General features: G+C 59.6%; 25 protein-coding genes. 14 read left to right on the top strand and 11 right to left on the bottom strand.

The genetic code is table 11. From position 1 onward, the window contains the following. The first annotated feature begins 6 nt into the window (after window positions 1-6). A complete protein-coding gene (locus tag RSK20926_RS08930) occupies window positions 7-1233 on the top strand; it encodes an FAD-dependent oxidoreductase (RefSeq protein ID WP_037254488.1) in 1227 nt (408 codons plus the stop codon). 254 nt (window positions 1234-1487) lie between these two features. On the opposite strand, the gene RSK20926_RS08925 is transcribed toward RSK20926_RS08930, so the two are convergent. From RSK20926_RS08925 to RSK20926_RS08915, 3 genes are read right to left on the bottom strand one after another with little or no spacing between them, the layout of a single operon-like run. Beyond that, window positions 1488-1676, bottom strand: a complete 189-nt coding sequence (locus RSK20926_RS08925) for a Trm112 family protein (RefSeq protein ID WP_008205996.1) — start codon at window positions 1674-1676, stop codon at window positions 1488-1490. After that, a complete protein-coding gene (locus tag RSK20926_RS08920) occupies window positions 1673-2317 on the bottom strand; it encodes an LON peptidase substrate-binding domain-containing protein (protein WP_008205995.1) in 645 nt (214 codons plus the stop codon). Before RSK20926_RS08920 ends, RSK20926_RS08925 begins: the two co-directional genes overlap by 4 nt. 28 nt (window positions 2318-2345) lie before the next feature. After that, window positions 2346-3281 carry a thioredoxin family protein gene (locus RSK20926_RS08915; RefSeq protein WP_008205994.1) on the bottom strand — a complete coding sequence of 312 codons (936 nt, stop codon included), beginning with the start codon at window positions 3279-3281 and terminating at the stop codon, window positions 2346-2348. Window positions 3282-3355: 74 nt separating this feature from the next. On the opposite strand from RSK20926_RS08915, the gene RSK20926_RS08910 reads away from it, so the two are divergent. After that, window positions 3356-3886, top strand: a complete 531-nt coding sequence (locus RSK20926_RS08910; RefSeq protein ID WP_008205993.1) for a DUF6653 family protein — start codon at window positions 3356-3358, stop codon at window positions 3884-3886. A gap of 114 nt (window positions 3887-4000) precedes the next feature. On the opposite strand, the gene RSK20926_RS08905 is transcribed toward RSK20926_RS08910, so the two are convergent. After that, on the bottom strand, window positions 4001-4789 hold the full coding sequence (locus RSK20926_RS08905) for an exodeoxyribonuclease III (RefSeq protein ID WP_037254483.1): 789 nt from the start codon (window positions 4787-4789) through the stop codon (window positions 4001-4003). 276 nt (window positions 4790-5065) lie between these two features. On the opposite strand from RSK20926_RS08905, the gene RSK20926_RS08900 reads away from it, so the two are divergent. Continuing rightward, window positions 5066-5470, top strand: coding sequence for a hypothetical protein (locus RSK20926_RS08900; RefSeq protein ID WP_008205989.1), 405 nt, complete (start codon window positions 5066-5068; stop codon window positions 5468-5470). 231 nt (window positions 5471-5701) lie between these two features. Here the strand turns inward: RSK20926_RS08900 and RSK20926_RS08895 are convergent, their stop codons facing one another. Then, a complete protein-coding gene (locus RSK20926_RS08895) occupies window positions 5702-6388 on the bottom strand; it encodes a response regulator transcription factor (protein ID WP_008205987.1) in 687 nt (228 codons plus the stop codon). Between the two features lie 173 nt (window positions 6389-6561). On the opposite strand from RSK20926_RS08895, the gene ribA reads away from it, so the two are divergent. Continuing rightward, the gene (gene ribA, locus RSK20926_RS08890; protein ID WP_037254481.1) at window positions 6562-7650 is read left to right on the top strand and encodes a GTP cyclohydrolase II; all 1089 of its coding nucleotides are present in this window, start codon (window positions 6562-6564) and stop codon (window positions 7648-7650) included. After that, window positions 7647-8162, top strand: a complete 516-nt coding sequence (locus RSK20926_RS08885; protein WP_008205984.1) for a L,D-transpeptidase family protein — start codon at window positions 7647-7649, stop codon at window positions 8160-8162. The genes ribA and RSK20926_RS08885 overlap by 4 nt, the downstream gene beginning before the upstream one ends. 29 nt (window positions 8163-8191) lie before the next feature. Here RSK20926_RS08885 and RSK20926_RS08880 read toward each other — a convergent pair whose 3' ends face one another. After that, complete coding sequence (locus RSK20926_RS08880; protein WP_008205983.1) at window positions 8192-8851, bottom strand: YggS family pyridoxal phosphate-dependent enzyme; 660 nt, start codon at window positions 8849-8851, stop codon at window positions 8192-8194. A 123-nt stretch (window positions 8852-8974) separates the two neighbouring features. Next, window positions 8975-9967, bottom strand: a complete 993-nt coding sequence (locus tag RSK20926_RS08875; protein ID WP_037254478.1) for a porin — start codon at window positions 9965-9967, stop codon at window positions 8975-8977. Between the two features lie 401 nt (window positions 9968-10368). Between RSK20926_RS08875 and RSK20926_RS08870 the strand changes: the two genes are divergently transcribed. From RSK20926_RS08870 to RSK20926_RS08850, 5 genes are all read left to right on the top strand, one after another. Then, window positions 10369-10860 (top strand): DUF3576 domain-containing protein, encoded by a 492-nt coding sequence (locus tag RSK20926_RS08870; RefSeq protein ID WP_008205981.1) that lies wholly within the window; start codon window positions 10369-10371, stop codon window positions 10858-10860. A gap of 108 nt (window positions 10861-10968) precedes the next feature. Next, entirely contained in the window at window positions 10969-13536 is a 2568-nt protein-coding gene (leuS, locus tag RSK20926_RS08865; protein WP_008205980.1) for a leucine--tRNA ligase, read from the top strand. Next, on the top strand, window positions 13523-14059 hold the full coding sequence (gene lptE / locus RSK20926_RS08860) for an LPS assembly lipoprotein LptE (RefSeq protein WP_008205979.1): 537 nt from the start codon (window positions 13523-13525) through the stop codon (window positions 14057-14059). Before leuS ends, lptE begins: the two co-directional genes overlap by 14 nt. After that, window positions 14056-15084: a DNA polymerase III subunit delta gene (gene holA, locus RSK20926_RS08855; RefSeq protein ID WP_008205978.1), complete on the top strand. Its 1029-nt coding sequence runs from the start codon at window positions 14056-14058 to the stop codon at window positions 15082-15084. Before lptE ends, holA begins: the two co-directional genes overlap by 4 nt. A gap of 88 nt (window positions 15085-15172) precedes the next feature. Then, on the top strand, window positions 15173-15763 hold the full coding sequence (locus RSK20926_RS08850) for a glutathione S-transferase family protein (RefSeq protein ID WP_008205977.1): 591 nt from the start codon (window positions 15173-15175) through the stop codon (window positions 15761-15763). A 16-nt stretch (window positions 15764-15779) separates the two neighbouring features. Here the strand turns inward: RSK20926_RS08850 and RSK20926_RS08845 are convergent, their stop codons facing one another. Next, window positions 15780-16976, bottom strand: coding sequence for a TIGR03862 family flavoprotein (locus tag RSK20926_RS08845; RefSeq protein ID WP_008205976.1), 1197 nt, complete (start codon window positions 16974-16976; stop codon window positions 15780-15782). A 69-nt stretch (window positions 16977-17045) separates the two neighbouring features. On the opposite strand from RSK20926_RS08845, the gene RSK20926_RS08840 reads away from it, so the two are divergent. Further along, window positions 17046-17354, top strand: a complete 309-nt coding sequence (locus RSK20926_RS08840) for a hypothetical protein (RefSeq protein ID WP_008205975.1) — start codon at window positions 17046-17048, stop codon at window positions 17352-17354. Between the two features lie 9 nt (window positions 17355-17363). On the opposite strand, the gene RSK20926_RS08835 is transcribed toward RSK20926_RS08840, so the two are convergent. The 3 genes from RSK20926_RS08835 to RSK20926_RS08825 are packed head-to-tail and all read right to left on the bottom strand — an operon-like array spanning window position 17364 to window position 19422. After that, complete coding sequence (locus RSK20926_RS08835; protein ID WP_008205973.1) at window positions 17364-18053, bottom strand: VOC family protein; 690 nt, start codon at window positions 18051-18053, stop codon at window positions 17364-17366. Continuing rightward, window positions 18053-18676, bottom strand: a complete 624-nt coding sequence (locus RSK20926_RS08830) for an enoyl-CoA hydratase/isomerase family protein (protein WP_008205971.1) — start codon at window positions 18674-18676, stop codon at window positions 18053-18055. The genes RSK20926_RS08835 and RSK20926_RS08830 overlap by 1 nt, the downstream gene beginning before the upstream one ends. Further along, window positions 18673-19422 (bottom strand): SDR family oxidoreductase, encoded by a 750-nt coding sequence (locus tag RSK20926_RS08825; RefSeq protein WP_037254475.1) that lies wholly within the window; start codon window positions 19420-19422, stop codon window positions 18673-18675. Before RSK20926_RS08825 ends, RSK20926_RS08830 begins: the two co-directional genes overlap by 4 nt. Before the next feature lie 123 nt (window positions 19423-19545). On the opposite strand from RSK20926_RS08825, the gene RSK20926_RS08820 reads away from it, so the two are divergent. The 3 genes from RSK20926_RS08820 (at window position 19546) to RSK20926_RS08810 (ending at window position 23366) form a co-directional block, all read left to right on the top strand. Next, window positions 19546-21090, top strand: a complete 1545-nt coding sequence (locus tag RSK20926_RS08820) for a DUF2125 domain-containing protein (RefSeq protein WP_008205968.1) — start codon at window positions 19546-19548, stop codon at window positions 21088-21090. Window positions 21091-21226: 136 nt separating this feature from the next. Beyond that, entirely contained in the window at window positions 21227-22573 is a 1347-nt protein-coding gene (locus tag RSK20926_RS08815) for a TldD/PmbA family protein (RefSeq protein ID WP_008205966.1), read from the top strand. Continuing rightward, a complete protein-coding gene (locus RSK20926_RS08810; RefSeq protein WP_008205963.1) occupies window positions 22560-23366 on the top strand; it encodes an inositol monophosphatase family protein in 807 nt (268 codons plus the stop codon). Before RSK20926_RS08815 ends, RSK20926_RS08810 begins: the two co-directional genes overlap by 14 nt. Window positions 23367-23368 lie beyond the last annotated feature (2 nt).

Here is a 23368-nt window from a genome sequence, read left to right as displayed (position 1 = left end):
GCAGTCATGAAAAACACATCCGATATACTGATCGTAGGCGGCGGGCTGAATGGCCCTGCCCTGGCACTGGCTCTGGCGCAAACCGGCCATTCGGTCACGCTGGTGGATGCCCAGCCACTGGCCAGTTTTGAAGATGCGGATTTTGACGGCCGCGGCTATGCGCTTGCACTTGCCTCTCAGCGTCTGCTGGCCCAGATCGGCATCTGGGATCAGGTGGCAGAGCATGCCCAACCGATGCTGGAGATCAAAGCCAGCGATGGAACCGCCGGAGAGGGCCCCTCGCCTTTCTTTCTGCATTTTGATCACCGGGAGATCGAAGAAGGCCCGATGGGCTATATGGCAGAGGATCGCTACCTGCGGCGCGCACTGCTGCAGGCTGTCGTAGCGGAACCCAAGATCACAATGATCAACGAGCGCCGCGTCATTGACCAGGAGATAGATCAGACCGGGGCGAGCATCACTCTGGATGACGGGAGCGAGCTGCGCGGCAAGCTGCTGGTTGGCAGTGATGGCCGCCAGAGCGGTACTGCCAAACGGGCTGGCATTGCGCGCAGTGGCTGGGACTATGGCCAGACTGCTCTGGTCTGTGCCATCGACCACGAAAAGCCCCATCACGGCATTGCGCATCAGTTCTTTATGGCCCCCGGCCCCCTGGCGATCCTGCCGCTGCCCGGGAACCACTCCTCCATTGTCTGGAGCGAAAAGACAGAAACCGCCCAGGCCATTCATGCGCTGGAAGATGCTGACTACATGGCTGTGCTGCGGCCCCGGTTTGGCGATTTCCTGGGTGAGATCTCACTTGTCGGCAAGCGGTTCACCTATCCGCTGAACCTGACCATCGCCAATAGTTTTGTCGCCGATCGTCTGGCTCTGGTCGGGGATGCCGCCCATGGGATGCACCCCATCGCCGGGCAGGGGTTAAACGCAGGACTGCGAGACGTGGGTGCGCTGGCCGAGGTGATCACCGAGGCCACACGGCGCGGGGAAGATATCGGCTCTTTACTGGTGCTGGAGCGTTATCAGCAATGGCGACGCTTTGATACCGCGGCACTGGCTGCGACCACCGATATGGTCAATCGGCTCTTTTCCAACAACAATCCGCTGCTTCGTTTAGGGCGCGACCTGGGCATGGGGCTGGTAAGCAGCCTGCCCGGCCTGCGCCGCGGTTTCATGCGGGAGGCGGCAGGTCTCACCGGTGATCTGCCGCGTTTGCTGCAGGGTAAATCGATCTGACAGCACTTGCCCGGGTTTTCCGTGCCTAGCTCCTGCGATTTCACCAGGTGCGGATTATATGAGGCATGGGGCAAGCTCTCCCGCCCGTCGGCTGACTTTTTCCAAAGTCGCCTCCCGTTGGGCCCAGCGCCGCGCAAGCGCGGCGCGCGGCCCAAGGCCGCCAAGAGGCCCGCCAGGGCATCTGCGGACGCGGGAGCCCTCCCCTTCGTTGGCAGTCTCTCGAAACCAAAGGCTAGACAAAGAAATACGGCGTTTTAGTCCAGCGTGCGGGCCTCATCCACCAGCATCACAGGGATACCATTGCGGATGGGAAAAGCCAGATTGGCTGCTTTGGAAATCAACTCCTGTGATGCCGCATCATATTCCAGCACCGTTTGGGTCTGCGGACAGATCAATGTCTCCAGCATCCGGCGGTCAAATTGCGCCTGTTTGGCTTCACTCATTGCAGTGTTTCCTCAGGTGATCCGCCCAGAAGCGCGAATTCAATCAATGTCACAAGGGTCTCCCGCCTTGTGACAAGGCTCGGCGCCTCTAGCAAGGCCTGTTTATCCTCTGGCTCAAACTCCAGAAGCATCGAGAGCGAATTGATCAGCAGTTCATCTTCGGCATCCTGCAAGGCATCCCAATCAGTCGATAGGCCTCGCGACGAGAAAAACCGCCCCAGAAGCTCCAGAAAACTGCTGCGGTCGAACCCCTCATCCTTTTCACTCCGCCCCAAATCGCGCTCAAACCCCCGCCAGTCCACTTCGCAGCGTCGGTAAGGGCTAAAGCCTGAGACCTCCCCAAGAATGCGGTATCGCGACACCCCGGAGAGGGTGACAAGATAGCGCCCATCTTCGGTTTCGGAAAACTGGGTGACCCGTCCGGCGCAGCCAATGGCATGCAGTTCTTCTTCGCCGCCTGCCTGCCCCGGGCAGGGTTGCACCATGCCGATCAACCGCGTCGAAGTCTTCAGCGCATCTTCCAGCATCTGCAGATAGCGCGGTTCAAAGATATGCAACGGCAATCGGGTCCGGGGCAACAGCAGCGCCCCGGGCAGAGGGAAAACAGAAAGCGTATCCGGCAGATCAGCAGGCTGGAACATGGGATACTACTGTAGCGCAGCTTGCCAATTAGGCAAATATAAGCGAGCTAAGCTTTCTACGACCATTCAGCACAATCGGGTCATTGGCCTGCAAAGCATCAAAGATGGTGAAGAGCTGGGTTTTGGCAGCACCTTCGTTCCACTCCCGGTCGCGCCGGAATAGCTCCAGCAGTTGGGTCACCGCTGCTTCCGCATCTCCTGCCGCGTGCAGCGCCTGTGCCAGCTCAAAACGCACCTCATGATTGTCAGGCTCGGCTTCTACCTGAGCGGTCAGCTCAGCCACCGGACCTGCATTCTCTGCCTGGCGGGCCAGCTCGATCTGTGCCCGCACCGCTTCAATCTCTGGCGCATCAGAAATCTCAGCAGGGGCACCGTTCAGGACCGCTTCGGCCTGATCCAGCTCTTCTAGCGCAATATGGGTGCGGGCCAGACCGGCAAAGGCGGCGGCATTATTGCCATCCTCACCCAGGATAGCAGCAAAGGTCTGGGCTGCATCCGCGACCGCTCCGTCATCAAGCATCTGCTCCGCCATCTCCAGCGCTTCGCTCAGGCCACCATCGGCAGAGCCACCGCCAGCTTCTACGGCTTTCTTCACAAAGGCCTCGATCTCGCTCTGCGGCAGCGCGCCTTGGAACATATCGACCGGTCGCCCTTCGACAAAAGCCACAACGGTCGGGATCGACTGCAGCGGTAGGCCCTGCTGCGCCAGCGCCTGGGCCAGGCGTTGATTTTCGTCCACATTGATCTTGGCCATGGTCACCGCGCCCTTGGCCTTGTTGACTGCCGCCTCTAGCATCGGGCCCAGAGTCTTGCAGGGGCCACACCAGGGGGCCCAGAAATCCACAATGACCGGGCACTGCATCGAAGCCTCGACCACATCCTGCATAAAGGTCGCCTCGCTGACGTCCTTGATCAGGTCTCCTGCGGGGGCGTCGGCGCCCGCTCCGCCAAGAATATCCATCATCTCAATCTTCTCCGTTTGAAGCTTGGCCCCTATATGGAACGGAGTGACCCAGAAACCAAGGGAGGACTTGTGGGATGCAGCTATTTCAGCGGGATCTCTTTGCGGCGATGCAGCGCCTCATGCAGATGGATGAGGTGAGCGGGCAGCGCCATGCCAGCCCCTGGAGCGTCTATAGCCGAATGACCATCCTGCCACTTCTCACTCTGGCTCTGCTGTCACGCCATTGGTTGGGCTGGGGTGCCCTGGTGCCGGTGGCAATGGTGGTGCTCTGGACCTGGTGGAACCCACGCGCCTTTCGCGCACCAACAGATCGCACCACCTGGGCCAGTGAAGGCACCTTTGGTGAGCGTGTCCTTCTGAACCGCAAACAGATCGCCATTCCAGCCCATCATCGGGCCTGGGCCAGGGGGCTTGCTCTTGCTTCCGCCCTTGGACTGCCGCCCTGGATCTATGGTGTTTTGACCTATAACAGTGGCTACATCCTCTTGGGCCTCTGCCTGCTGGTCGGGGGAAAGCTCTGGTTCGTGGACCGCATGGTCTGGCTCTATCGCGATATGAAACCCGCCACAGCGGTCTATGCCGCCTGGCAGGATGACCCCAAGTGACGACAACCGCGCCGTGCGCCAGCACGGCGCCCGGCCCAACGGGAGGGGGATTTTTTAAAAATCTGCCCGACGGGCGGGAGCATTCCCCTGCCCGTCAATACAACCAACCTGTGCTCAAAGATCAAAGCTGGCAAAAACCGGGGCGTGATCGCTCGGCTTTTCCCAACCGCGTGCAGCACGCAGGATCCGGCTGGAACTGGCCGACTGAGAAATATCCCCAGTAGCCCAGACATGATCCAGGCGCCGACCCTTGTCTGCCGCATCCCAATCCTTGGCGCGATAGCTCCACCAGCTGTACAAGAGCCCGTCCGGAATGTCGGCGCGGGTCACATCCTGCCAGCCACCGGCCTCCTGCACCTCTGCCAGATGCTCCACCTCGATGGGTGTGTGGCTCACCACTTTGAGCATCTTCTTGTGGTCCCAGACATCTTCTTCGCGCGGGGCAATGTTCAGATCCCCCACCAGAATGCTCTTCTTTGGCGCCTCAGAGCGGAACCAGTCCCGCATCTCGGTGAGATAATCGAGCTTCTGGCCAAATTTCTCATTCACTTCACGGTCCGGCTTATCGCCGCCCGCAGGCACATAGAAGTTCTGAATGGTGACACCGTTTTCCAGCTCTGCCGCCACATGGCGCGCATGGCCCAGATTCGCAAAATCCTTATCCCCTACATCTTTCAGCGGCAGCTTCGACAGGATTGCCACCCCGTTGTAGCCCTTCTGTCCGCGGGCAACCATGTGATGATACCCTAGCGATGCAAAGCCCTCGGTCGGGATCTTCTCCACCGGGCTTTTGCACTCCTGCAGGCACAGAACATCCGGGGCTTCCTCTTGCAACAGCTTCAAGACTAGATCCTCGCGCAGGCGGACCGAATTGATGTTCCAGGTGGCAAGGGTAAAGGCCATGGCGTGCAGTACTCCAGAATAGAATTCGCCGGGATCATGCATGAACAGAAGGAGAACTTCCAGCCCTCAAATGCGCACATAGATCTGATGTTTCTGCTTTTGCCGATCCGCACGAACGACCGGTTTTTTGCACTCCCTTCCTGTTGAGACCTCTGCGATGACCAGCCAAGGCACCGCGCTTGGACAAAATGACAGGCAATCGGTGATTTCGCGTTGCAGCCTTCGCACCTGTGCCCGATGTTGCCACAACCACAGCGATCACTGAGTTCTCATGACATGAAAGACATCATATCCAGTCGGCTCCTCCTCAAAGCAGTGAGAGATTTGGAAGCCTCCCTCCTCACCGCCTACGAGACTGACCCTGACAACCCGGAGACCGATTTTTTGAATGCGGCTGCAAATGTAGCCTTCTTTTCCAAGATAGTTTTCAGGGACTTGGTTCAGCGGCAAGATACAGAGATAACGGCCTGCTGGGCACTAACCACGGCGATTGCCCTGGGTGACTTTGAGGAAGCCATCCGCTTTTTAGAGATCGAAATCGATGACTATAAGAAAGAAAACCTGGATTTGGGGCAATTGAGGGATGAAACCGAGACCACCCTGCGCAGCTTTGGCCGCTCAAAACACTGGAAGCAGCTCCTGTCGCGGATTGATGGGGCGAACCCACCGAAGGCGGAGTAGCGTATCGCCCAAGGTGGCTGACACATCAAGCTTCGACAAACTCAACCCCAATCACAACCAAAAGTTGTTTCCTCAAAGCAAGCTTGGGGTCAGTTCACAAAAAAAAGGCCGGGCAACTGGCCCGGCCGAGTCCAACAGGGAGGTGCATATCGTGACCCGGATATGCGCGGGATCTTTACTTCTTAAAGATGAGTAGAAAACATTTCTTTGATCTGCGTCAAGTCCAGTGAATTAGTTAACCAGACGGTAGCCACCCGATTCGGTCACCAGAATTCGCGCATTTGAGGGGTCTGGCTCAATCTTCTGGCGCAGACGATAAATATGGGTTTCCAGCGTATGGGTGGTCACACCGGCGTTATAGCCCCAGACCTCATGCAAGAGCACATCACGCGGCACCACACCGTCATTTGAGCGATAGAGAAACTTCAGAATATTGGTTTCTTTCTCGGTCAGGCGGATCTTCTTGTCATCCTCGGTCAGCAGCATCTTCATGGCTGGCTTGAAGGTATAGGGCCCGAGCACAAAAACCGCATCTTCCGATTGCTCGTGCTGACGCAGCTGGGCGCGGATACGGGCCAGAAGAACCGGAAATTTGAAGGGCTTGGAGACATAGTCATTGGCGCCGGCGTCCAACCCCAGAATGGTATCTGCATCACTGTCATGGCCGGTCAGCATCAGGATCGGAGCCTTCACGCCCTGTTTGCGCATCAGGCGGCACAGCTCACGGCCATCGGTGTCGGGCAGGCCCACATCCAGGATCACCAGATCATAAAGTGCTTCTTTGGCGCGTTCCATGGCAGTCTGACCGCTGTCCGCTTCAAAGACATCAAAGTCTTCGGTCATCAACAATTGTTCGCTCAAGGCCTCGCGCAGGTCCTCGTCATCATCGACCAGCAGAATCTTCTTCAATTGCGCCATGGAAATACCCTCCTGTTAGCTTGACTGACAGATGCTATTGCAAAAGCCATTCGACAAGGGATGCTGCAAAACTCTCACGCCGACGTGTCTCAGGTGCAGGAAATGTTTCACTTCTGCAGGAATTGGGCCTAGGAAAGACCTGTTATAATGTCACGAACTCCGGGATGTGCCTGATGAGCCTGATGCCCACACCGCTTGAACTTCTGGCCCGCGCACGGGTGGATCTACGCATGGGATTGCCCGTTGTGCTGACCAATGGCGCAGAGGCCTCCATCGCTATCGCAGCTGAGAGCCTGGCGAAGGCACGGCTTCAGGATTTGCGCGACATTGGCCCGGTCACCCTGGCGCTGACCGCCCGGCGTGCCAAAACCCTAAAGGCCCATGCCTATGACGGGGGTACCGCGCGCATCGCAGTGCCCCAGAACGCCACGCTCTCTTGGATACAGGCCCTGGCTGATCCCGCGGATGATCTGAGCACCCCGATGAAGGGCCCATTGGAGAGCCAACGTGAAGGGTCCGCAGATTTGCACCGGCTGGCCATTGCCCTGACAAAATCCGCCCGCCTTCTGCCCGCCGCCCTCCTGGTGCCCATTACCAAAGCCTCGGAGTTTGCCAGCAGTCACGGACTGACCCTGCTGCCGCAGATCGCCATTGAGCCTTTGATGAACGAAAGCTCCCCGCTGCACCCGGTGGCGGCCGCACGCCTGCCGATGCAGGCCGCTGAAGCCGGTCGCTTGCATATCTACCGACCAGAGGATGGCGCAGAAGAGCACTATGCGATTGAGATCGGCCGCGCAGATCGCTCCAAACCTGTCTTGGCACGGCTGCATTCTGCCTGCTTCACCGGCGATGTGCTGGGCTCCCTCAAATGCGATTGCGGTCCACAGCTGCGGGGGGCATTGGCACAGATGGGCGAAGAGGGCAGTGGCATCCTCCTCTACCTCAATCAAGAGGGGCGCGGCATTGGCTTGGCCAATAAGATGCGGGCCTATTCCCTGCAAGATCAGGGCTTTGACACGGTAGAAGCCAATCACCGGCTTGGCTTTGAAGATGATGAGCGCGACTTTCGTCTGGGGGCTGCCATCCTCAAACGGTTGGGTTTTAGTGAGGTCCGCCTGTTGACCAACAACCCCAACAAGATCGCGATGATGGAAAAAACTGGGGTCAAAGTTGCCGAGCGCGTTCCGCTGAAAGTGGGTGAGAACAGCTTTAACCAGCATTATCTGGCAACCAAGGCCGCCAAATCCGGGCATATGCTGTGACTGTTCCGGCCCAAGGCCCGCATGATCTGATCCTGACGCGTCAGGGTCTGCGGTTTCAGGGCAGAATGCTGCCCTGCTCCATTGGCAAGGGTGGGATCACCACTCAGAAGCGTGAGGGAGATGGAGCAACTCCTGTCGGCACGCATCGCATTGCAGGAATGCTCTATCGTCCGGATCGCCTGGCCGCGCCTGCACCCTGGGCACGCGCCATCGGCCCAGGCGATCTATGGTCTGACGACGCGGCGGACGGCGCCTATAACAGCCTGGTATCTGCCCCCTATGGGCACAGTCACGAAAACCTGCGGCGTGCCGATCCGCTCTATGATCTTGTGCTGGTGTTGGACTGGAACATGCCCCCCGCCACTCCCGGAAAAGGATCCGCGATCTTTATCCACCAGTGGCGCCGCCCCGGCTATTCGACCGAGGGTTGCATCGCTTTTTCACGTCCGGTTCTGCATTGGCTAGCCGCCCGTATTGAGCTGGGCACGCGAGTCATCGTGCCCCCGATCTAGGGTCGTTTGGGTTCGCTTGAACGCTTACCTCAGCCCTGGGCATAGGCCCTTGCGCCAAAGATGGCAGAGCCAACACGAACATGGGTTGCCCCCATGGCGATCGCTTCTTCAAAATCGCTGCTCATCCCCATGGAGAGCCCATCCAGCCCGTTGCGGTCTGCCATTTCTGCCAGCAGGGCGAAATGCTCAACCGCGGGTTCTTCGACTGGTGGGATACACATCAGACCCTGCACCGGCAGATCAAGAGCCCGACATTCTGCAATAAAGGCATCCGTATCTTGGGGCAGGATACCGGCCTTCTGCTCTTCGGCACCTGTATTGACCTGGATGAACAGATCCGGGCAATTGCCGATCTCCTGTGCCAGACGCGCAAGGGTCTTAGCCAGCTTGGGGCGATCAACGGAATGGATCACGTCAAAAAGCTCCATCGCCTGACGCGCCTTATTGGTCTGCAAAGGACCGATCAGATGCAGATCCAGGCCCGAGAATTGCTTGGCGAAATCCGGCCATTTGCCTGCCGCCTCCTGCACACGGTTCTCACCAAAGCAGCGGTGCCCCTCCTGCAGGACGGCCTCGACGCGTTCATTGGGCTGAACCTTGGAAACCGCAATCAGCTGAACCGACCCCAGCGCACGACCTGCCTTACCCTCAGCAGCTTCGATACGGGCTTTGATATCTTCCAGCGACATGGGCTTCCCTCTTCACGTTGCGGGCACAGAGAAACACTGTTTGGCGGCAGATGTTAAGAGGCAAAAGAAAAGGGCAGGCTCTTTACAGAGCCCGCCCCCAATTCACGCTAAGCGTGGTTCAGCTTAGAAGCTGAAGTACACACCAGCCTGGAACTGGTTGTCGTCGTCGGCTTCGTCAACATAGCCAGCAACGAAGGTAGCGCCGCCACCCAGGTCGTACTGGTAGTTGATGCCGAAGGAGGTGCCGTCTGCAGTGTCAGCTGCGGTAACGGTGCCTGCAACGTCGGTGCTGTTGACCCAAACCAGGATGTTGGATGCTGCGCCGATGTCCATGTTGCCTTCCAGAGTTACGGAGTCAGCCGCGTCGGTGGAACCGTAAGCGATACGGGCGCCGAAGTTGCCGAAGTCACCGCCAGCCGAAACGAAGGTGATGTCGTTTGCAGCAACAGAGGAGGACTGAGCCGAAGCAGCAACATAGAAGTCCGAGAAGGAGTAGGTCAGCATGATCGCGGAACGATCTTCGCCACCTGCGGTGCCGAGAACGGTGCCGCCGTTACGCTGGCTGTAGGAAACGTGACCGGTGAAGCCGTTTGCGGAGTAGATTGCTTCCAGGCCGTTTACGCCAGTGCCGCCGGAGGAATATGCATCCCAGTTCCATGCGGTGCCGGTGCGGGATTTGATGGCGATGGAGTGGAAGCCCATGCCGTCAATGCCGGTGCCAGCGGAGCGAGTGCCGGTGGTGTACAGGCCAGGAGTGTTTTCAACAGCGCCGATGATGTTGCCAACGTTGACGGACAGGCCGCCGTAGGTCACGCCAAAACGTGCGCCGTTTGCAGTGGTGGTACCGTTTGCTGCGCCGCCATTAACGGCACCGTCGCGGCTTTCGGACTGCAGGCGGAAGCGTGCGTTGAAGCCAACACCCGAGTCAGCCTCGGTGGACATGTCGAACTGCAGACGCAGACGGCTGGTGATGTTGGTTTCGGAAACACCAGCAACGCGCTCGTTTGCGGAGTTGTAGTCCAGACCAAAACGGCCGTAACCGGACATGCTGACTTCAGCAGCAGCCATGCCTGCGGTGGCGATCAGCGCGGTAGTCGCGAAGAGAACCTTTTTCATCGTTTTTCCCTCGGTTTTCAATTCTGATGCCCAAACCGGGGAGTTCCGGCGTGGGTATGCCAAGGGGTTTCGCTTTTTCACCCCCATTTTGGCAAGGCCCCCGATCTGGCCGTGTGCCAATGCCCCACACTCTGGTGCAGCTTTGCCACAGTCTGCCCTCCTACCCCCAAGCAAGAAGCAGAAAATCGCTCAGATTATTAACGAAGCGAGGGAAAAACAGATTCTTACCTCCTATAAAGAGAGCGCAATTTCAGGGGATTCTACCGACTCCCTTCATATCCGCCACGCATATCCATCTTAACTTTCGATTCGCGAGAGAACGGCGCAAGTTGCTAAAGCCCTTGCTCCTTTGCCCGCGCATAAGTTAGGACTGCCGCAAGACACTGGTTCTAGGAGCAGCAATGACACCTCATCGTTTCTTTAAGGCCGGGCTGGCTGGTTTCTTGTGCGTAGGACTAGCAGCCTGTGGTGGACTCGGCGGTGCTAAAAAGGCTGAGCATGCTGGCGGGTCCAGAGAGTTTAACGACGATATCATCGCAGCTCAGAGCGATAAGTCCTCTATATGGGATCTCTTTGGCGGCAAGCCAGACCAAAAGGTGCAGGTGAACCGTTACCTCTGGAATGCCAGCCTGGATGTGCTGGAGTTCCTGCCGGTGCAATCCGTTGATCCTTTCACAGGTGTTATTGTCACTGGCTATGGCACCCCTCCGGGCAGCGGTCGTGCCTATCGCGCCACCGTTCACATCAAAGACCCGGCGCTGGATGCGCGCTCTTTGAATGTTTCGCTGCAAGATCGTGGCGGGCGTCAGGTCAGCGCTGCGACCTCTCGTGCTGTCGAAGATGCGATTCTTTCGCGGGCGCGTCAGCTGCGCATCGCGGACAAGAATCTCTAGCACTGCACCGCTTATTCAATCAGGAGCCTCTGGCAACAGGGCGCAAATGGCAGTATCACAAGCGCCGGGTCACGACCCGGCGTTTTCATTCCTAAAGGACATATCCGCATGTCGCGCTACGAAGCCAACCAGATCGAAGCAAAATGGCAAGAAGCCTGGGACAAGGCCGGGATCTTCCAGGCCAAACGGACCGGCGGCAAGCCCAAGTATTACGTGCTGGAGATGTTCCCCTACCCCTCGGGTAAGCTGCACATGGGTCATGTGCGCAACTACACCATGGGTGACGTGATCGCGCGCTACAAAGCCTCAACCGGGCACAACGTGCTGCACCCCATGGGATTTGACGCCTTCGGCATGCCTGCGGAAAACGCCGCCATGGCCTCTGGCGGGCACCCCAAGGATTGGACCTACGCCAATATCGACACCATGGTCGAACAGATGAAGCCCCTGGGCCTCTCGCTGGACTGGTCGCGGATGTTCGCCACCTGCGACGAGGAATACTATGGCCAGCAGCAGGCCCTGTTCCTTGATTTCCTTGAGAAAGATCTGGTCTACCGTAAGAACGCCGTGGTCAATTGGGACCCGGTCGACATGACCGTTCTTGCCAATGAGCAGGTCGAAGGTGGCCGCGGCTGGCGCTCCGGGGCGCTGGTCGAACGGCGCGAGCTTACCCAATGGTTCTTCAAGATCTCCGACTACTCGGATGAGCTGCTCTCTGCCCTCGATGAGTTGGAGAACTGGCCCGCCAAAGTGCGCCTGATGCAGGAAAACTGGATCGGCAAGTCGCGCGGGCTGCAGTTCTCCTTTGAGCGCACCGATGGCGCGGAACCGATTGAGGTCTATACCACCCGGCCCGACACGCTGAATGGCGCATCTTTTGTGGGCATCTCGCCGGATCACCCGATTGCCAAACAACTGGAAGCCGAATCGGAAGAGGTCGCGGCATTCGTTGCCGAATGCCGCAAGGGCGGCACCACCGAAGAGGCCATCGAAACCGCCGAGAAGCTGGGCTACGACACCGGCATCCGGGTGAAACACCCGCTGAACCCCGACTGGGAGCTGCCGGTCTGGATCGCCAACTTCATCCTGATGGACTACGGCACCGGCGCCATCTTTGCCTGCCCGGCGCACGACCAGCGCGACCTCGACTTCTGCCGCAAGTACGACTTGCCGGTTCTGAACGCCTTTTACATGCTGGATGACGGCGCTCCTGTTGGCGATGAGGCCCTGGTGCCCGCCAAGAGCGAAAAAGTGCGCTGGGTGGATCACTTTGCTGGGCTGAGTGAGGCAACAGGCGAAGAAGCCATCAACGCCACCGTCGACTTTGCCGAGAAGGCGGGCTGGGGCCAGGGTGTCACCAAATTCCGCCTGCGCGACTGGGGCCTCTCCCGCCAGCGCTATTGGGGCTGCCCTATCCCTGTTGTCCATTGTGACGATTGCGGCGTGGTGCCGGAGAAGAAAGAAAACCTGCCCATCGCGCTTCCTTATGACGAAGACGGCAAACCGATCGACTTCTCGGTGCCCGGCAACCCGCTGGACCGCCACCCCAGCTGGCGCAACTGCGCCTGCCCCGCCTGCGGCAAGCCGGCCCTGCGCGAAACCGACACCATGGATACCTTTGTGGATTCGTCCTGGTATTTCGCCCGCTTCACCGCACCCCGCGCCGAAACGCCGACCAATATGGAAGACGCCGCATATTGGATGAACGTCGACCAGTATATCGGCGGCATCGAGCACGCTATTCTGCACCTGCTCTATTCCCGCTTCTTCTCGCGCGCGATGCAGATCTGCGGTCACCTGCCCGAGAGCGCCAAGGAGCCCTTTGATGCGCTCTTTACCCAGGGCATGGTCACCCACGCGATCTACAAAAGCGAAGGCGGCAACGGGCGTCCGGTCTATCACTACCCGGAAGAGGTGGACCTGCGCGACGGCAAGGCCTTCTTGAAAGAAGGCGGTGCGGAGGTGAAGATCATTCCTTCTGCCAAGATGTCCAAATCCAAGAACAACGTGGTGGACCCGCTCTCGATCATCTCCAGCTATGGCGCTGATACCGCCCGCTGGTTCGTGCTGTCCGATTCACCTCCCGAGCGGGACGTGGAATGGACTGCTTCCGGCGCTGAAGCGGCCTATAAGCACCTCAACCGGGTTTGGAACCTCTGCGACAAGATCGGCGCGATGGACCCGGATGCCAAGGGTCAGGGCGACGAGGATCTACTGCGCGAGATGCATAAAGCGATCCGCGACGTGACCCTCGGGGTTGAAAGCTTTGGTTTCAACGCCGCCATCGCCAAGCTTTATGGCTTTACCAATACCCTGGCGAAATCCAAGGCCGGAGCGGCGGCGCAGAAGCAGGCGATCATGACCCTGGCGCAGCTGATGTCGCCGATGACGCCCCACCTAGCCGAGGACATCTGGGCCCATCAGGGCGGCGAAGGCCTTTGCGCCACAGCGCCCTGGCCTGTCGCAGATGAGGCCATGCTGGTTGAAGACAGCGTCACCCTGCCGATCCAGATCAACGGTAAGCGCCGTGGTGAAATCACCGTGGCCAAGGATCTGGCTAAGGATGAGGTTGAAAAACTGGCGCTGGCACACGAAGCTGTACAGAAGGCGCTGAATGGTAGCGCCCCCAAGAAAGTCATCGTTGTGCCAGGCCGTATCGTCAATGTTGTTGCTTAAAAAGCCTCTCCTCTCTCTTGCCCTGGCTGCCTCTCTGGTGGCCACGGCTTGCGGGTTCACCCCGGTTCACGCGCCGGGCGGCAATGGCCATGCCCTATATGGGCAGGTCTATATAGCCACCCCGGAGCAGACCAGCTCTCGCGGGGATAGCAATGCCTATGTGCTGGTGCGCGATCTCGAAGATCGGCTGGGACGGGGCGGCAATGGCGCCTATCAGTTGGATCTGACCCTTTCGACCCGTATCGAAGGTCAAGCCATCACCGCCGGCAATGAGATCACCCGCTACTCCATCATCGGCGATGCAGGCTACAGCCTGCTGCGCCGCAGTGATGGCGCCGTTGTGGCCAGTGGTACGGAAACCGCCTTTACTGGATATTCCGCTACCGGCACCACGGTGGAGACCCTGGCCGGCGAAAGCGATGCCTTTGAACGCCTGATGCGTATTCTAGCGGATCAGATCACCGCAAAACTCTATGCAACGGCAGATCTTTCCACTCCAAGCACTGCCGCGCCTGCGGAATGAAGCTCTCCCCCCGCGACGCAGAGGCCTATTGCGCCAAGCCTGATCCGGCCAAGACTGGCCTGTTGATCTATGGTGCTGATGCGATGCGGGTGGCGCTGAAGCGTCAGCAGATGCTCGCGGCCCTTCTGGGTCCCGGCGCCGAAGAGGAAATGCGGCTGTCCCGCATGGCGGGCGGCGAGTTGCGCAAGGATCCGGCGCTCTTGCTGGATGCGGTCAAAGCCGTTGGCTTTTTCCCCGGCGCCCGCGCGGTCTTTGTGGAAGAGGCCAATGACACCGCAGCACCCGCGATTCTGGCAGCTCTGGAAGACTGGCAGCCAGGTGATGCGCAGATCGTGGTCACCGCAGGCCAGCTCAAGGCGACATCGAAACTGCGCAAAGGTTTCGAAGGTCACAGCAATGCCTATGCCATGGGCATCTATGACGACCCGCCCTCGCGCGCCGAGATCGAGCGCATCCTAGGTGAGGCAGGTATCCGCGAGGTGCCTAGCGACAGCATGTCGGCGCTGACGGATATCGCCAATGACATTGGGCCTGGTGATTTCTCCCGCATGGTGGAAAAGCTCTCGCTCTACAAACACGGTGACAGCGCCCCCCTTAGCCTGGAGGACATCCAGGCGGTGGCACCGCAATCCACCGAGGCCGCACTGGATGATGTCTTGAATGTGGTGGCCGAGGGGCGCACACCGGAGATCGGCCCGCTGATGGGACGGCTGCAGGCCCAGGGCACCAATGCGGTGACGCTTTGCATTGGCGCCACCCGGCATTTCCGCACGCTTTATTCCGTGGCCGCCGCCCCAGGAGGCCCCGCCCAGGGGATCGGGTCACTGCGCCCGCCGCTCTATGGCAAACGCCGCGACAGGGTACTGCGTCAGGCACAGAACTGGGGCGCGGAACGGCTGCAAAAGGCACTGACGCTCTTGACCGATACCGACCTGCAGCTGCGCTCTGCCGGGCAAACGGCACCAGCCCTGGCGCTGATGGAGCGCGCCTTGATCCGGCTTTCCATGCTGGGACGCGCCCGCTGACGTAACGCCGACTCGCTTCTGACGCCTCTTTGACTTGACCTGGCTGCTGCATCTTCCATCCTGACAGGAACAATTCAGGGAGACACGCATGTATACCGTCATTGGCAAAGTTCAGACCCGCGCCTTCCGGGTTCTCTGGGCACTGGAAGAGCTGGGGCAATCCTATGAGCTGAACCCGGCCTACCCCCAGACGCCCGAGGTTATTGAACTCAACGCCTCGGGGAAGGTGCCGATCCTGGTGGAAGATGGCACCATAGTGACGGATTCCACCGCAATCATCACCTATCTGGCGGATAAGCACGGTGCCTTGACTGCACCTGCGGGCACTTTGGCGCGGGCGCAGCAGGACGCTATGACCAATCTCTGCCTGGATGAGCTGGATGCCGTGCTTTGGGCCGCGGCCCGCCACAGCTTTGCCCTGCCAGAGGACAAGCGTGTGCCAGAGGTGAAAGACAGCCTGAAATGGGAATTCGCCCGTAACCTGGGCCTGATCGAAAAGCGCATCAAGGGTCCTTTCGTGATGGGTGAGGACTTCACCATCGCGGACATCGTTTTCTATCACTGTCTCAGCTGGGCCTTTGCCGCCAAATTCCCGATCGAAAGCGAAGCGCTGCTGGCCTATGGCAAGGCCATGCGCAGCCGCGATGCCTATCGCCGGGTCGCCGAGCTGTCGAAATAGGCTGTCTGTTCGGGCTTCAGGACACTGGTTCGGCCAGAAAGCGCGTAGCCCCCTGCCCTGCCCAGCGCCCCGTCGCCAGGCAAGCGGTCAAGAGATAGCCTCCCGTAGGGGCCTCCCAATCGATCATCTCCCCGGCGCAGAATATGCCGGGGAGCCTTTTCAGCATCAAAGCGCCGTCCAGCTCTGCCCAGGGCACACCGCCAGCGGTAGAGATCGCCTCATCCAGGGGGCGCAGGCCTGCGTGTTTGACCGGCAGTGCCTTGATCACGGCAGCAAGCGCAGCGGGATCCTTCGGCAAGGGACGGCCGAACTCCTGCAGCAATGCCATGCGCCCCGCACCCAGTTTCAGACTTTTGCGCAGGTGGTTTGCTAGGCTCGCCTTGCCGCGCGGGCGGGACAGGCGCTTTTGCACCTCTTCCAGTGGCAGATCCGGCAGCAGATCCACGGACAGCGCCTCCCCCTCCCGCACCGTGGCACAGATGGAATAGATGCCGCCGCCTTCCAGCCCGCGGGCTGAAATCACCGCCTCCCCGCGCGAGCGTAAATCCCCGGCCTGCCACTCCACACCCTTGATAGGTTCGCCGAAATGCGGCGCCATATGTGCCGACCATTCCACCAGCAGACCGGCATTTGCAGACTTAAACGGAGCATGGGCAATCCCCCTGCCCTGCAGGTGTTCCGCCCAAAGCCCATCAGAGCCAAGCCGGGCCCAACTGGCACCGCCCAGGGCAAGGATCACAGCTTTGGCCGCGATTTCCTGCCGCCCGTCCGGGGTTTCGAATAACAGATTGCTCTCCCGCCAGCCCTGCCAGCGCCAGCGCAACCGCTGCTCAACACCAGAGGCCTGCAACTCTCGCAGCCAGGCCCGCAACAGTGGTGATGCCTTCATTTCCCTTGGAAAGACCCGCCCGGTTGAGCCGGTGAACAGCTCCCGCCCCAGTGCCTGCGCCCAGCGCTGCACCTCAGCAGGGTCAAAAGCACGGATCATCTGCTCCAGATTGACCCGAGCCGCCCCGTAGTGGTCGAGAAAACCCTCCAGCGGCTCATCCTTGGTGAGGTTGAGGCCGGATTTCCCCGCCATCAGCAATTTGCGCGCCATCGAGGGCTTGGCTTCCAGCACCAGGCAGCGATGACCGGCAGCAGCGATTTCACCAGCAGCCATCAGTCCCGCAGGCCCGCCGCCAATCACCACCGCATCCCAATGCTCCGCCATCGCAAGCCCCTTGCATGATCATGTCCTTCAGCCCTGTAATGCACTGCAGGGAAAAAGACGAGGCCAGCAATGCCCGACACCGAAGAGGACCCGCCCATCTGCCCGCTTTGCCAGCGTTCGATTCCACCCGGTGTGCCGCAGAGCCAGCACCATCTGGTGCCCAAGCTGAAAGGCGGCAAGCCAGAGCACAGGGTCCTGCTGCATGATATTTGCCACCGTGAGATCCACGCCACCCTCACAGAAGCGGAGCTGGCGCGGGAGTTTCACAGTATTGCCGCCCTGCGGGCCCATCCGCGCTTGGCTAAATTCATTGCCTGGGTGCGCAAACGCCCGCCTGATTTCCATTCCCGGGTGCCGGGCAAACGGCGTAAGCGCTAAGGCCAGGCCTTATAAATCGGTGATTTTAAGCCCCTGATAGGCCGGGGTTTCACTGATGCTCGCACCGGGAAGATGCTGAAATTCCAACGTGGTATAGGGACGGCGCCAAAGCCAGGGACGGTTTTCCACCGCTTGCAAATCCGCATTGGGCGGCTCTTCTGTGGTGAAAGCCAGGAAATACAGATCAAACCCATAGTCAGGGACGGGCTGCACAGAGAGCAGCTTCATCCCGGCATGTTCGACAAGTTCAGCCCCGATATCTCCAGTGCGCAGGGTGATCTGGCCAATATGGGCACCGCCCCCAAGCGGCTGGTCCGGATCGCCTTTAGGCTCCTGCCCCTCAAAATCATGCTGCAGCAGCTCGATGGCAAATCCCGCGGGGTCCTGCAAATGCGCCATATAGCCGATGTCGAGAAACTGATGCGGCGCTGAGACCTGGATGCCTCTCTGCCGCAGCTGCTGGCAAGCGAGATCAAGATCCGGCAGGCAGATCCCGATCTTCCAGTAGCGGTCAGACCGGTTGGAGATCTGATGCGACCCGCCGGGCAGCAGCAGCAGATCCGCATCTTCGCCAGGATAGCCCAGCCGCCAGGAGCCGCCGTCATCTTCAGCAGCGCGCATGCCTAGAGCGTCACGGTAGAAAGGCACCAGTGCCTCTGGGTCCGGAACCTGCAACCGGACTGCGGCGAGACGGGACATTACCGGGTACCGCCCCGGCACATGTCGAGGATCCCGCTGGCAATCTCTGGCTTGGCGGCAAGCGCATCGGCCAAGAGGTCACAGGCCGCCTGCATCAGATCCTCAGGCTCCACAAGGCGATCCACCAGCCCCCAGGCGCAGGCCTCCGGCGCTTCGATCTTCTGGCCGCCAGCAAGGATCATCTTGGTGCGCGCAGGGCCGATCAGATCCCGCATACGCCCCGCATCCGAGGGCTGCGGCAGGTAGCCAAGCTTCATCACCGGATAGAAAAACTTTGCTGTCGGCACAGCCAGGCGGATATCGCAGGCCAACACCATGCCATTGGCGCCACCGGCCAAGGTCCCGTTCAGGGCAGCGACCTTCAGGCAGGACAGTTCTGCCATGGCCGATGACAGCTGCTCCCAAAGCGGCGATGTGGCAAGGCCAGCGCGCGCTTCTTCCAGATCAGCCCCGGCGCTGAAGACCTTGCCCCGTCCGGTCAGGATCAGCCCGCGTGCATCGCGCGCCTTGGTGGCAATATCCACCAGCTCTTCCAGCATGCCGGTGGTCAGGGAATTGGCCTTTTCCGGGCGGTTCAGAACGACAGTCCACAACCCGTCTTCAGAGATCTCCAGCTCGATCATATCAGACCGGCCCGCTGACGAATGTGTTCCAGACGCAGTGAAATCTCGGTGCCCAGGAACTCATCCGCATCTTGGCTGCACATCCACAGGAGCGTGCGCGCTGGCCAATCCGCTGGGATGTGATCCTCCCAATCGAGGGCCGCCACTGGGTTGATGCCGCTCTGCTTGATGGCGCGCTGCATATCAGTGGCCACGGTGCCGGGCGAGAGGCTGAGCACCCGGATCCCATTGCCGCCCTCTTCCAGATGCAGGGCACGGGTCAGCATCAAGAGGCCCGCCTTTGAGGTACAATAGGCGCTCCAGGCCTCCAGCGGGTTCTGCGCCGCACCAGAGCCGATATTGATGATGGTGCCACCGCCACCAGATTTCATCAGCGGCAAGGCTGCATGGATCCCATTGAAAACACCTTTGATATTGATATCGATGAGCCTGCCCCAATCCTCCGGGTCCGCCTCTTCGATACGGGCAATTGGCGCGATGACCCCGGCATTGTTGATCAGAACATCCAGGCTGCCAAAATGCTCCTGTGTTTTTTGCAAAGCAGCGGCCATGACGCCAGGCTGAGAGACATCGCAAGCAAAGGCAAGCGCATTTCCGCCGGTCTCTTCCACCAGATCGCTCAGGCGCTCCGCATCCCTTGCCAGCAAGGCCAGATTGGCGCCCGCGGCAGCAAAAATACGAGCAGCTTCAGCCCCGATGCCCCGGCTCGCGCCAGTGATGACAACTGTTTTACCCTTGATATCCATCATTTTTATCTCCAAGTCCCCGCTATTGAATGTGGTAGACTGCTTAGGGGGAACGGTCCAGCCCCTCGCCCCCTTGACGCTGTGGCGCAGGCAGTCGACCATGTTGCTCATTGATTTGCAGATATGCAGAAAGGTTATCCGATGTCCGTATTCCTCGCACGTGGTGGCAGCGCAGCCGCTGTCCTGGCATTGACTGCCCAAGGTGCCCTGGCTGATGTCAGCGCCCAGGACGTCTGGTCCGATTGGAAGGCTTATATGTCCGGGATGGGTTATACATTCGCCGGAACCGAGAGCCAATCTGGCGGCACCCTGACTGTCAGCGACATCGCAATGTCCTTCCCGATGCCGGAGGCCGAAGGCTCCGCGAGTTTCGCAATGCCAGAGCTTCGCTTTGTCGAAAATGGCGATGGCACGGTCAATATCGAACTGCCAGCGGAATTCCCGATGACCATTTCCGGGCAAGAGGGCAGCGACAAATTTTCTGTCGAGATCCTCTATACCCACGACGGCGCACCCATGGTGGTTTCTGGCGATGCTGCAAAAATGCACTATGCCTATACCACCGCCAAAGCCACGCTTTCGCTGAGCCAGATAGAAGCAACAGGTGAGGACATCCCAGCGGATGCCTTGAAAGCATCCATCGAATTCACCGGTCTTACCTCCAAGACCGATATGACCATCGCCGGTCAGCGCAGCTATGATCAGAACATCCAGGCCGCCGGGCTGAGCTATGACCTCAACTTCAAAGAGCCAGGGGGCAACGACAGCGCCCTGTTCAAAGGTCAGATGCAGAACCTCGCCATGACCAGCACCAGCACAGTCCCTGGTGACGCGTCGAACCCGGCCGATTTTAGCGGATTGGTTAAAGCAGGGCTCGCAAGCAAGGGCAACTTTACCTATGGCGGCGGCAATGGTCAGATCGCTGTAAAGGATGGCAATGACAGCTTTGATCTCCAAAGCAGCTCAACCGGGGGCACCTTTGGGTTTGGTATCGGCCAAGAGGGCATTTCCTACGACATCAACCACCAGGGTGTGGCACTGAATGTTGCGGGCTCTGAAATCCCCTTCCCATTGGCGCTAAACATGGCAGAGCTGGGTTTCAAACTGGCAATGCCGATTATGCAATCCAATGAAGAACAGGGTTTTGCCCTTGGCGTCACTCTGCGGGATTTCGCTGTGCCAGAGATGCTCTGGGGTATGGTTGACCCGGCAGGCAGCCTGCCACATGACCCGGCCACAGTTGTCCTGGATCTGACTGGCAAGGCCAAGCTGCTGTTTGATCTGCTGGACCCCAAGTCCATCGAAGCCGTCGAACGCGGTCAAGCGCAGCCGGGTGAGCTGAACGCGGTCAGCATCAACAACTTCCTGGTTTCTGCAGCAGGTGCCAAACTGACCGGCACCGGTGATTTCACCTTTGACAATACTGACCTTCAGACCTTTGACGGCATGCCTGCACCCGATGGGGTTGCCAATATCGAACTGACCGGCGCCAATGGCCTGATCGACAAGCTGATCCAGATGGGTCTGGTCAGCGATAGCGATGCCATGGGTGCCCGCATGATGATGGGCATGTTTGGTGTGCCTGGTGAAGGCGAAGATACCCTGACCTCAGAGATCAAGGTATCCGGCGATGGTCAGATCCACGCCAATGGTCAGCGCATCAAGTAAGGGCGCAAAACAAAAGCAAAACCCAATTCGGGAACAGATCAAAGGGCCGCATCACGCGGCCCTTTTTTGTTCCACACCCTTGCGGCAGCGCGCCGCTCTGGATAGCTCTTAGAGGAGAGCAAAAAGAGTAGGTCCCATGTCCCAGTCCCCGCAAGCGTTATGTGATGCCCTGATCAAAGCCGCCAAAACTGCAGGCGCGGACGCTGTAGATGCGATGGCCGCCGCGGGCAGCTCCCTCAGCATCGAAGTGCATGAGGGTAAGCTGGAACATGCAGAGCGTTCGGAAGGAACCGATCTGGGGTTGCGGGTTTTTGTCGGCCAGCGTCAGGCGCAGGTCTCTTCTTCGGATCATCGCCCCGAAACCATCACCGCAATGGCGGAACGTGCCGTCGCCATGGCCCGCGAAGCACCAGAAGATCCCTATGCCTTCCTGGCAGAGGCGGGTCAACTGGCGCAAAACTGGGATCTTGCCGCGCTGGAGCTGAACGACGATAGCCCGGAACCCGCCCCTGAGGCCCTGCAACAAAGCGCGCTGGCTGCAGAGGCCGCTTGCCAGGCGGTCCAAGGCGTCAGCCAGGTCCAATCCGCCAGTGCGGGCTTTGGTCGCCATGAGATCCACCTTGCGACCAGCAACGGGTTTTCCGGCGGGTATATCCGTTCCGGACACTCCGTGTCCTGCGTTGGCATCGCAGGCACGGGAACCGGCATGGAGCGCGACCACGATGGCGATTCCCGCACCTTCCTGAGTGATCTGCGCAGTCCGGATGAAATCGGCCGCATTGCCGGAGAACGCGCGGTGGCACGGCTCAATGCGCGCCGCCCCAAGACCGGCACCTACCCGGTTCTCTTTGATGAGCGCATCTCCTCTTCTCTGATCGGGCATCTCCTTTCAGCCTCCAATGGCGCTGCCATTGCGCGGGGATCTTCCTGGCTGAAGGATGACCTGGGCAAGCAAGTCCTGCCAGCGGCACTCTCGGTAACAGAGGATCCGCATCGTGCGCGCATTTCCGGCTCGCGCCCCTTTGACGGCGAAGGCCTGCCAACGCAAAAGCGCGAGATCGTCAAGGACGGCGTTTTGACCGACTGGACCATGGATCTTGCCTCTGCCCGCAAACTGGGACTTGAGAGCACCGGAAATGCCGCCCGTGGCATCGGATCCGTGCCTTCCCCAGCGAATTGGAACATTGCCCTGACCCCAGGTGATCAAAGCCGGGAGGAGCTGATCGCAAACATGGGCACTGGCCTTCTGGTCACCTCGCTGATCGGGTCCACCATCAACCCCAATACCGGGGATTATTCCCGTGGGGCCTCCGGCTTTTGGGTGGAAAACGGCGAGATCCTCTATCCGGTCAATGAATGCACAATCGCCGACAATCTGCGTGATATGCTGTTGCGCATTATCCCGGCCAATGATGCCCGAACCTATCTGTCGCGGGTGGTGCCATCGATCCTGATCGAAGGGATGACACTTGCCGGCAGCTGATGACCTCTCCCTTCTGATTGAGGCCGCAGAGGCCTCTGGAGATATCGCTACACGCTATTCGGGCCCCACCGCCAAGAGTTGGGACAAGCCCGATGGACAAGGGCCAGTGACCGAAGCGGATCTGGCAGTGAACGCCTATCTCGAGGGGTTTCTGCAAAAGGCGCGTCCAGACTATGGCTGGCTATCCGAGGAAAGCGACGACAGTGCGGATCGCCTGGGCAAGGAGCGCGTCTTTATCATCGACCCGATTGATGGCACCCGCAGTTTTGCCAATGGCTCCAGAACCTGGGCCCATGCGCTGGCCATTGCTGAGCAGGGGGAGGTCGTGGCGGCGGTGATCTACCTGCCACAGCGCGGGCGGCTTTACTCTGCTGCGAAAGGCCAAGGGGCCTATTGCAACGGACACAGGCTGGAGGTTTCCCCAAAAGCGTCCTTGGAAACATCCGAGGTGCTGACTGCAAAGCCCAACCTGGAGGCAAAACACTGGCGCGGAGGTGAGCCCCCGGCCTTTCAACGCAGCTATCGTCCCTCGCTGGCCTATCGGCTGGCACGGGTGGCGGATGGCCGCTCCGGGGCCATGCTCACTCTGCGTCCCAGCTGGGAATGGGACATCGCTGCGGGTGATCTGATCCTGCGCGAATCCGGTGGGCGCATCAGTGATCGTTTTGGCAAAACGCTGCAATTCAACAATGCGACGCCTTTGCTGGAAGGGGTCATTGCCGCAGCCCCCCTGGTGCATCAATCCCTCAGCGATGCTCTGGACCCTGAGGGTCCCGGCATCCGCAGCCAATGACG

The organism is Roseobacter sp. SK209-2-6 (genome assembly GCF_000169455.1).
GTDB lineage: Bacteria > Pseudomonadota > Alphaproteobacteria > Rhodobacterales > Rhodobacteraceae > Pseudophaeobacter.
The sequence above is the reverse complement of the archived record's forward strand: the minus strand, read 5'-3'. Positions and strand labels throughout refer to the sequence as shown.

Excerpts from the sequence above, each read along its gene's own strand:
- RSK20926_RS08825 (WP_037254475.1), bottom strand. The coding sequence starts at position 19,422 with ATGGATATCAAGGGTAAAACAGTTGTCATCACTGGCGCGAGCCGGGGC.
- leuS (WP_008205980.1), top strand. The coding sequence starts at position 10,969 with ATGTCGCGCTACGAAGCCAACCAGATCGAAGCAAAATGGCAAGAAGCC.
- RSK20926_RS08905 (WP_037254483.1), bottom strand. The coding sequence starts at position 4,789 with ATGGCCTTTACCCTTGCCACCTGGAACATCAATTCGGTCCGCCTGCGC.
- RSK20926_RS08920 (WP_008205995.1), bottom strand. The coding sequence starts at position 2,317 with ATGTTCCAGCCTGCTGATCTGCCGGATACGCTTTCTGTTTTCCCTCTG.
- RSK20926_RS08850 (WP_008205977.1), top strand. The coding sequence starts at position 15,173 with ATGTATACCGTCATTGGCAAAGTTCAGACCCGCGCCTTCCGGGTTCTC.
- RSK20926_RS08900 (WP_008205989.1), top strand. The coding sequence starts at position 5,066 with ATGAAAGACATCATATCCAGTCGGCTCCTCCTCAAAGCAGTGAGAGAT.
- RSK20926_RS08880 (WP_008205983.1), bottom strand. The coding sequence starts at position 8,851 with ATGTCGCTGGAAGATATCAAAGCCCGTATCGAAGCTGCTGAGGGTAAG.
- RSK20926_RS08820 (WP_008205968.1), top strand. The coding sequence starts at position 19,546 with ATGCAGAAAGGTTATCCGATGTCCGTATTCCTCGCACGTGGTGGCAGC.
- RSK20926_RS08910 (WP_008205993.1), top strand. The coding sequence starts at position 3,356 with ATGCAGCTATTTCAGCGGGATCTCTTTGCGGCGATGCAGCGCCTCATG.
- RSK20926_RS08930 (WP_037254488.1), top strand. The coding sequence starts at position 7 with ATGAAAAACACATCCGATATACTGATCGTAGGCGGCGGGCTGAATGGC.
- RSK20926_RS08915 (WP_008205994.1), bottom strand. The coding sequence starts at position 3,281 with ATGATGGATATTCTTGGCGGAGCGGGCGCCGACGCCCCCGCAGGAGAC.
- RSK20926_RS08840 (WP_008205975.1), top strand. The coding sequence starts at position 17,046 with ATGCCCGACACCGAAGAGGACCCGCCCATCTGCCCGCTTTGCCAGCGT.
- RSK20926_RS08815 (WP_008205966.1), top strand. The coding sequence starts at position 21,227 with ATGTCCCAGTCCCCGCAAGCGTTATGTGATGCCCTGATCAAAGCCGCC.
- ribA (WP_037254481.1), top strand. The coding sequence starts at position 6,562 with ATGAGCCTGATGCCCACACCGCTTGAACTTCTGGCCCGCGCACGGGTG.
- RSK20926_RS08870 (WP_008205981.1), top strand. The coding sequence starts at position 10,369 with ATGACACCTCATCGTTTCTTTAAGGCCGGGCTGGCTGGTTTCTTGTGC.
- holA (WP_008205978.1), top strand. The coding sequence starts at position 14,056 with ATGAAGCTCTCCCCCCGCGACGCAGAGGCCTATTGCGCCAAGCCTGAT.
- RSK20926_RS08835 (WP_008205973.1), bottom strand. The coding sequence starts at position 18,053 with ATGTCCCGTCTCGCCGCAGTCCGGTTGCAGGTTCCGGACCCAGAGGCA.
- RSK20926_RS08895 (WP_008205987.1), bottom strand. The coding sequence starts at position 6,388 with ATGGCGCAATTGAAGAAGATTCTGCTGGTCGATGATGACGAGGACCTG.
- RSK20926_RS08925 (WP_008205996.1), bottom strand. The coding sequence starts at position 1,676 with ATGAGTGAAGCCAAACAGGCGCAATTTGACCGCCGGATGCTGGAGACA.
- RSK20926_RS08830 (WP_008205971.1), bottom strand. The coding sequence starts at position 18,676 with ATGATCGAGCTGGAGATCTCTGAAGACGGGTTGTGGACTGTCGTTCTG.
- lptE (WP_008205979.1), top strand. The coding sequence starts at position 13,523 with ATGTTGTTGCTTAAAAAGCCTCTCCTCTCTCTTGCCCTGGCTGCCTCT.
- RSK20926_RS08875 (WP_037254478.1), bottom strand. The coding sequence starts at position 9,967 with ATGAAAAAGGTTCTCTTCGCGACTACCGCGCTGATCGCCACCGCAGGC.
- RSK20926_RS08845 (WP_008205976.1), bottom strand. The coding sequence starts at position 16,976 with ATGGCGGAGCATTGGGATGCGGTGGTGATTGGCGGCGGGCCTGCGGGA.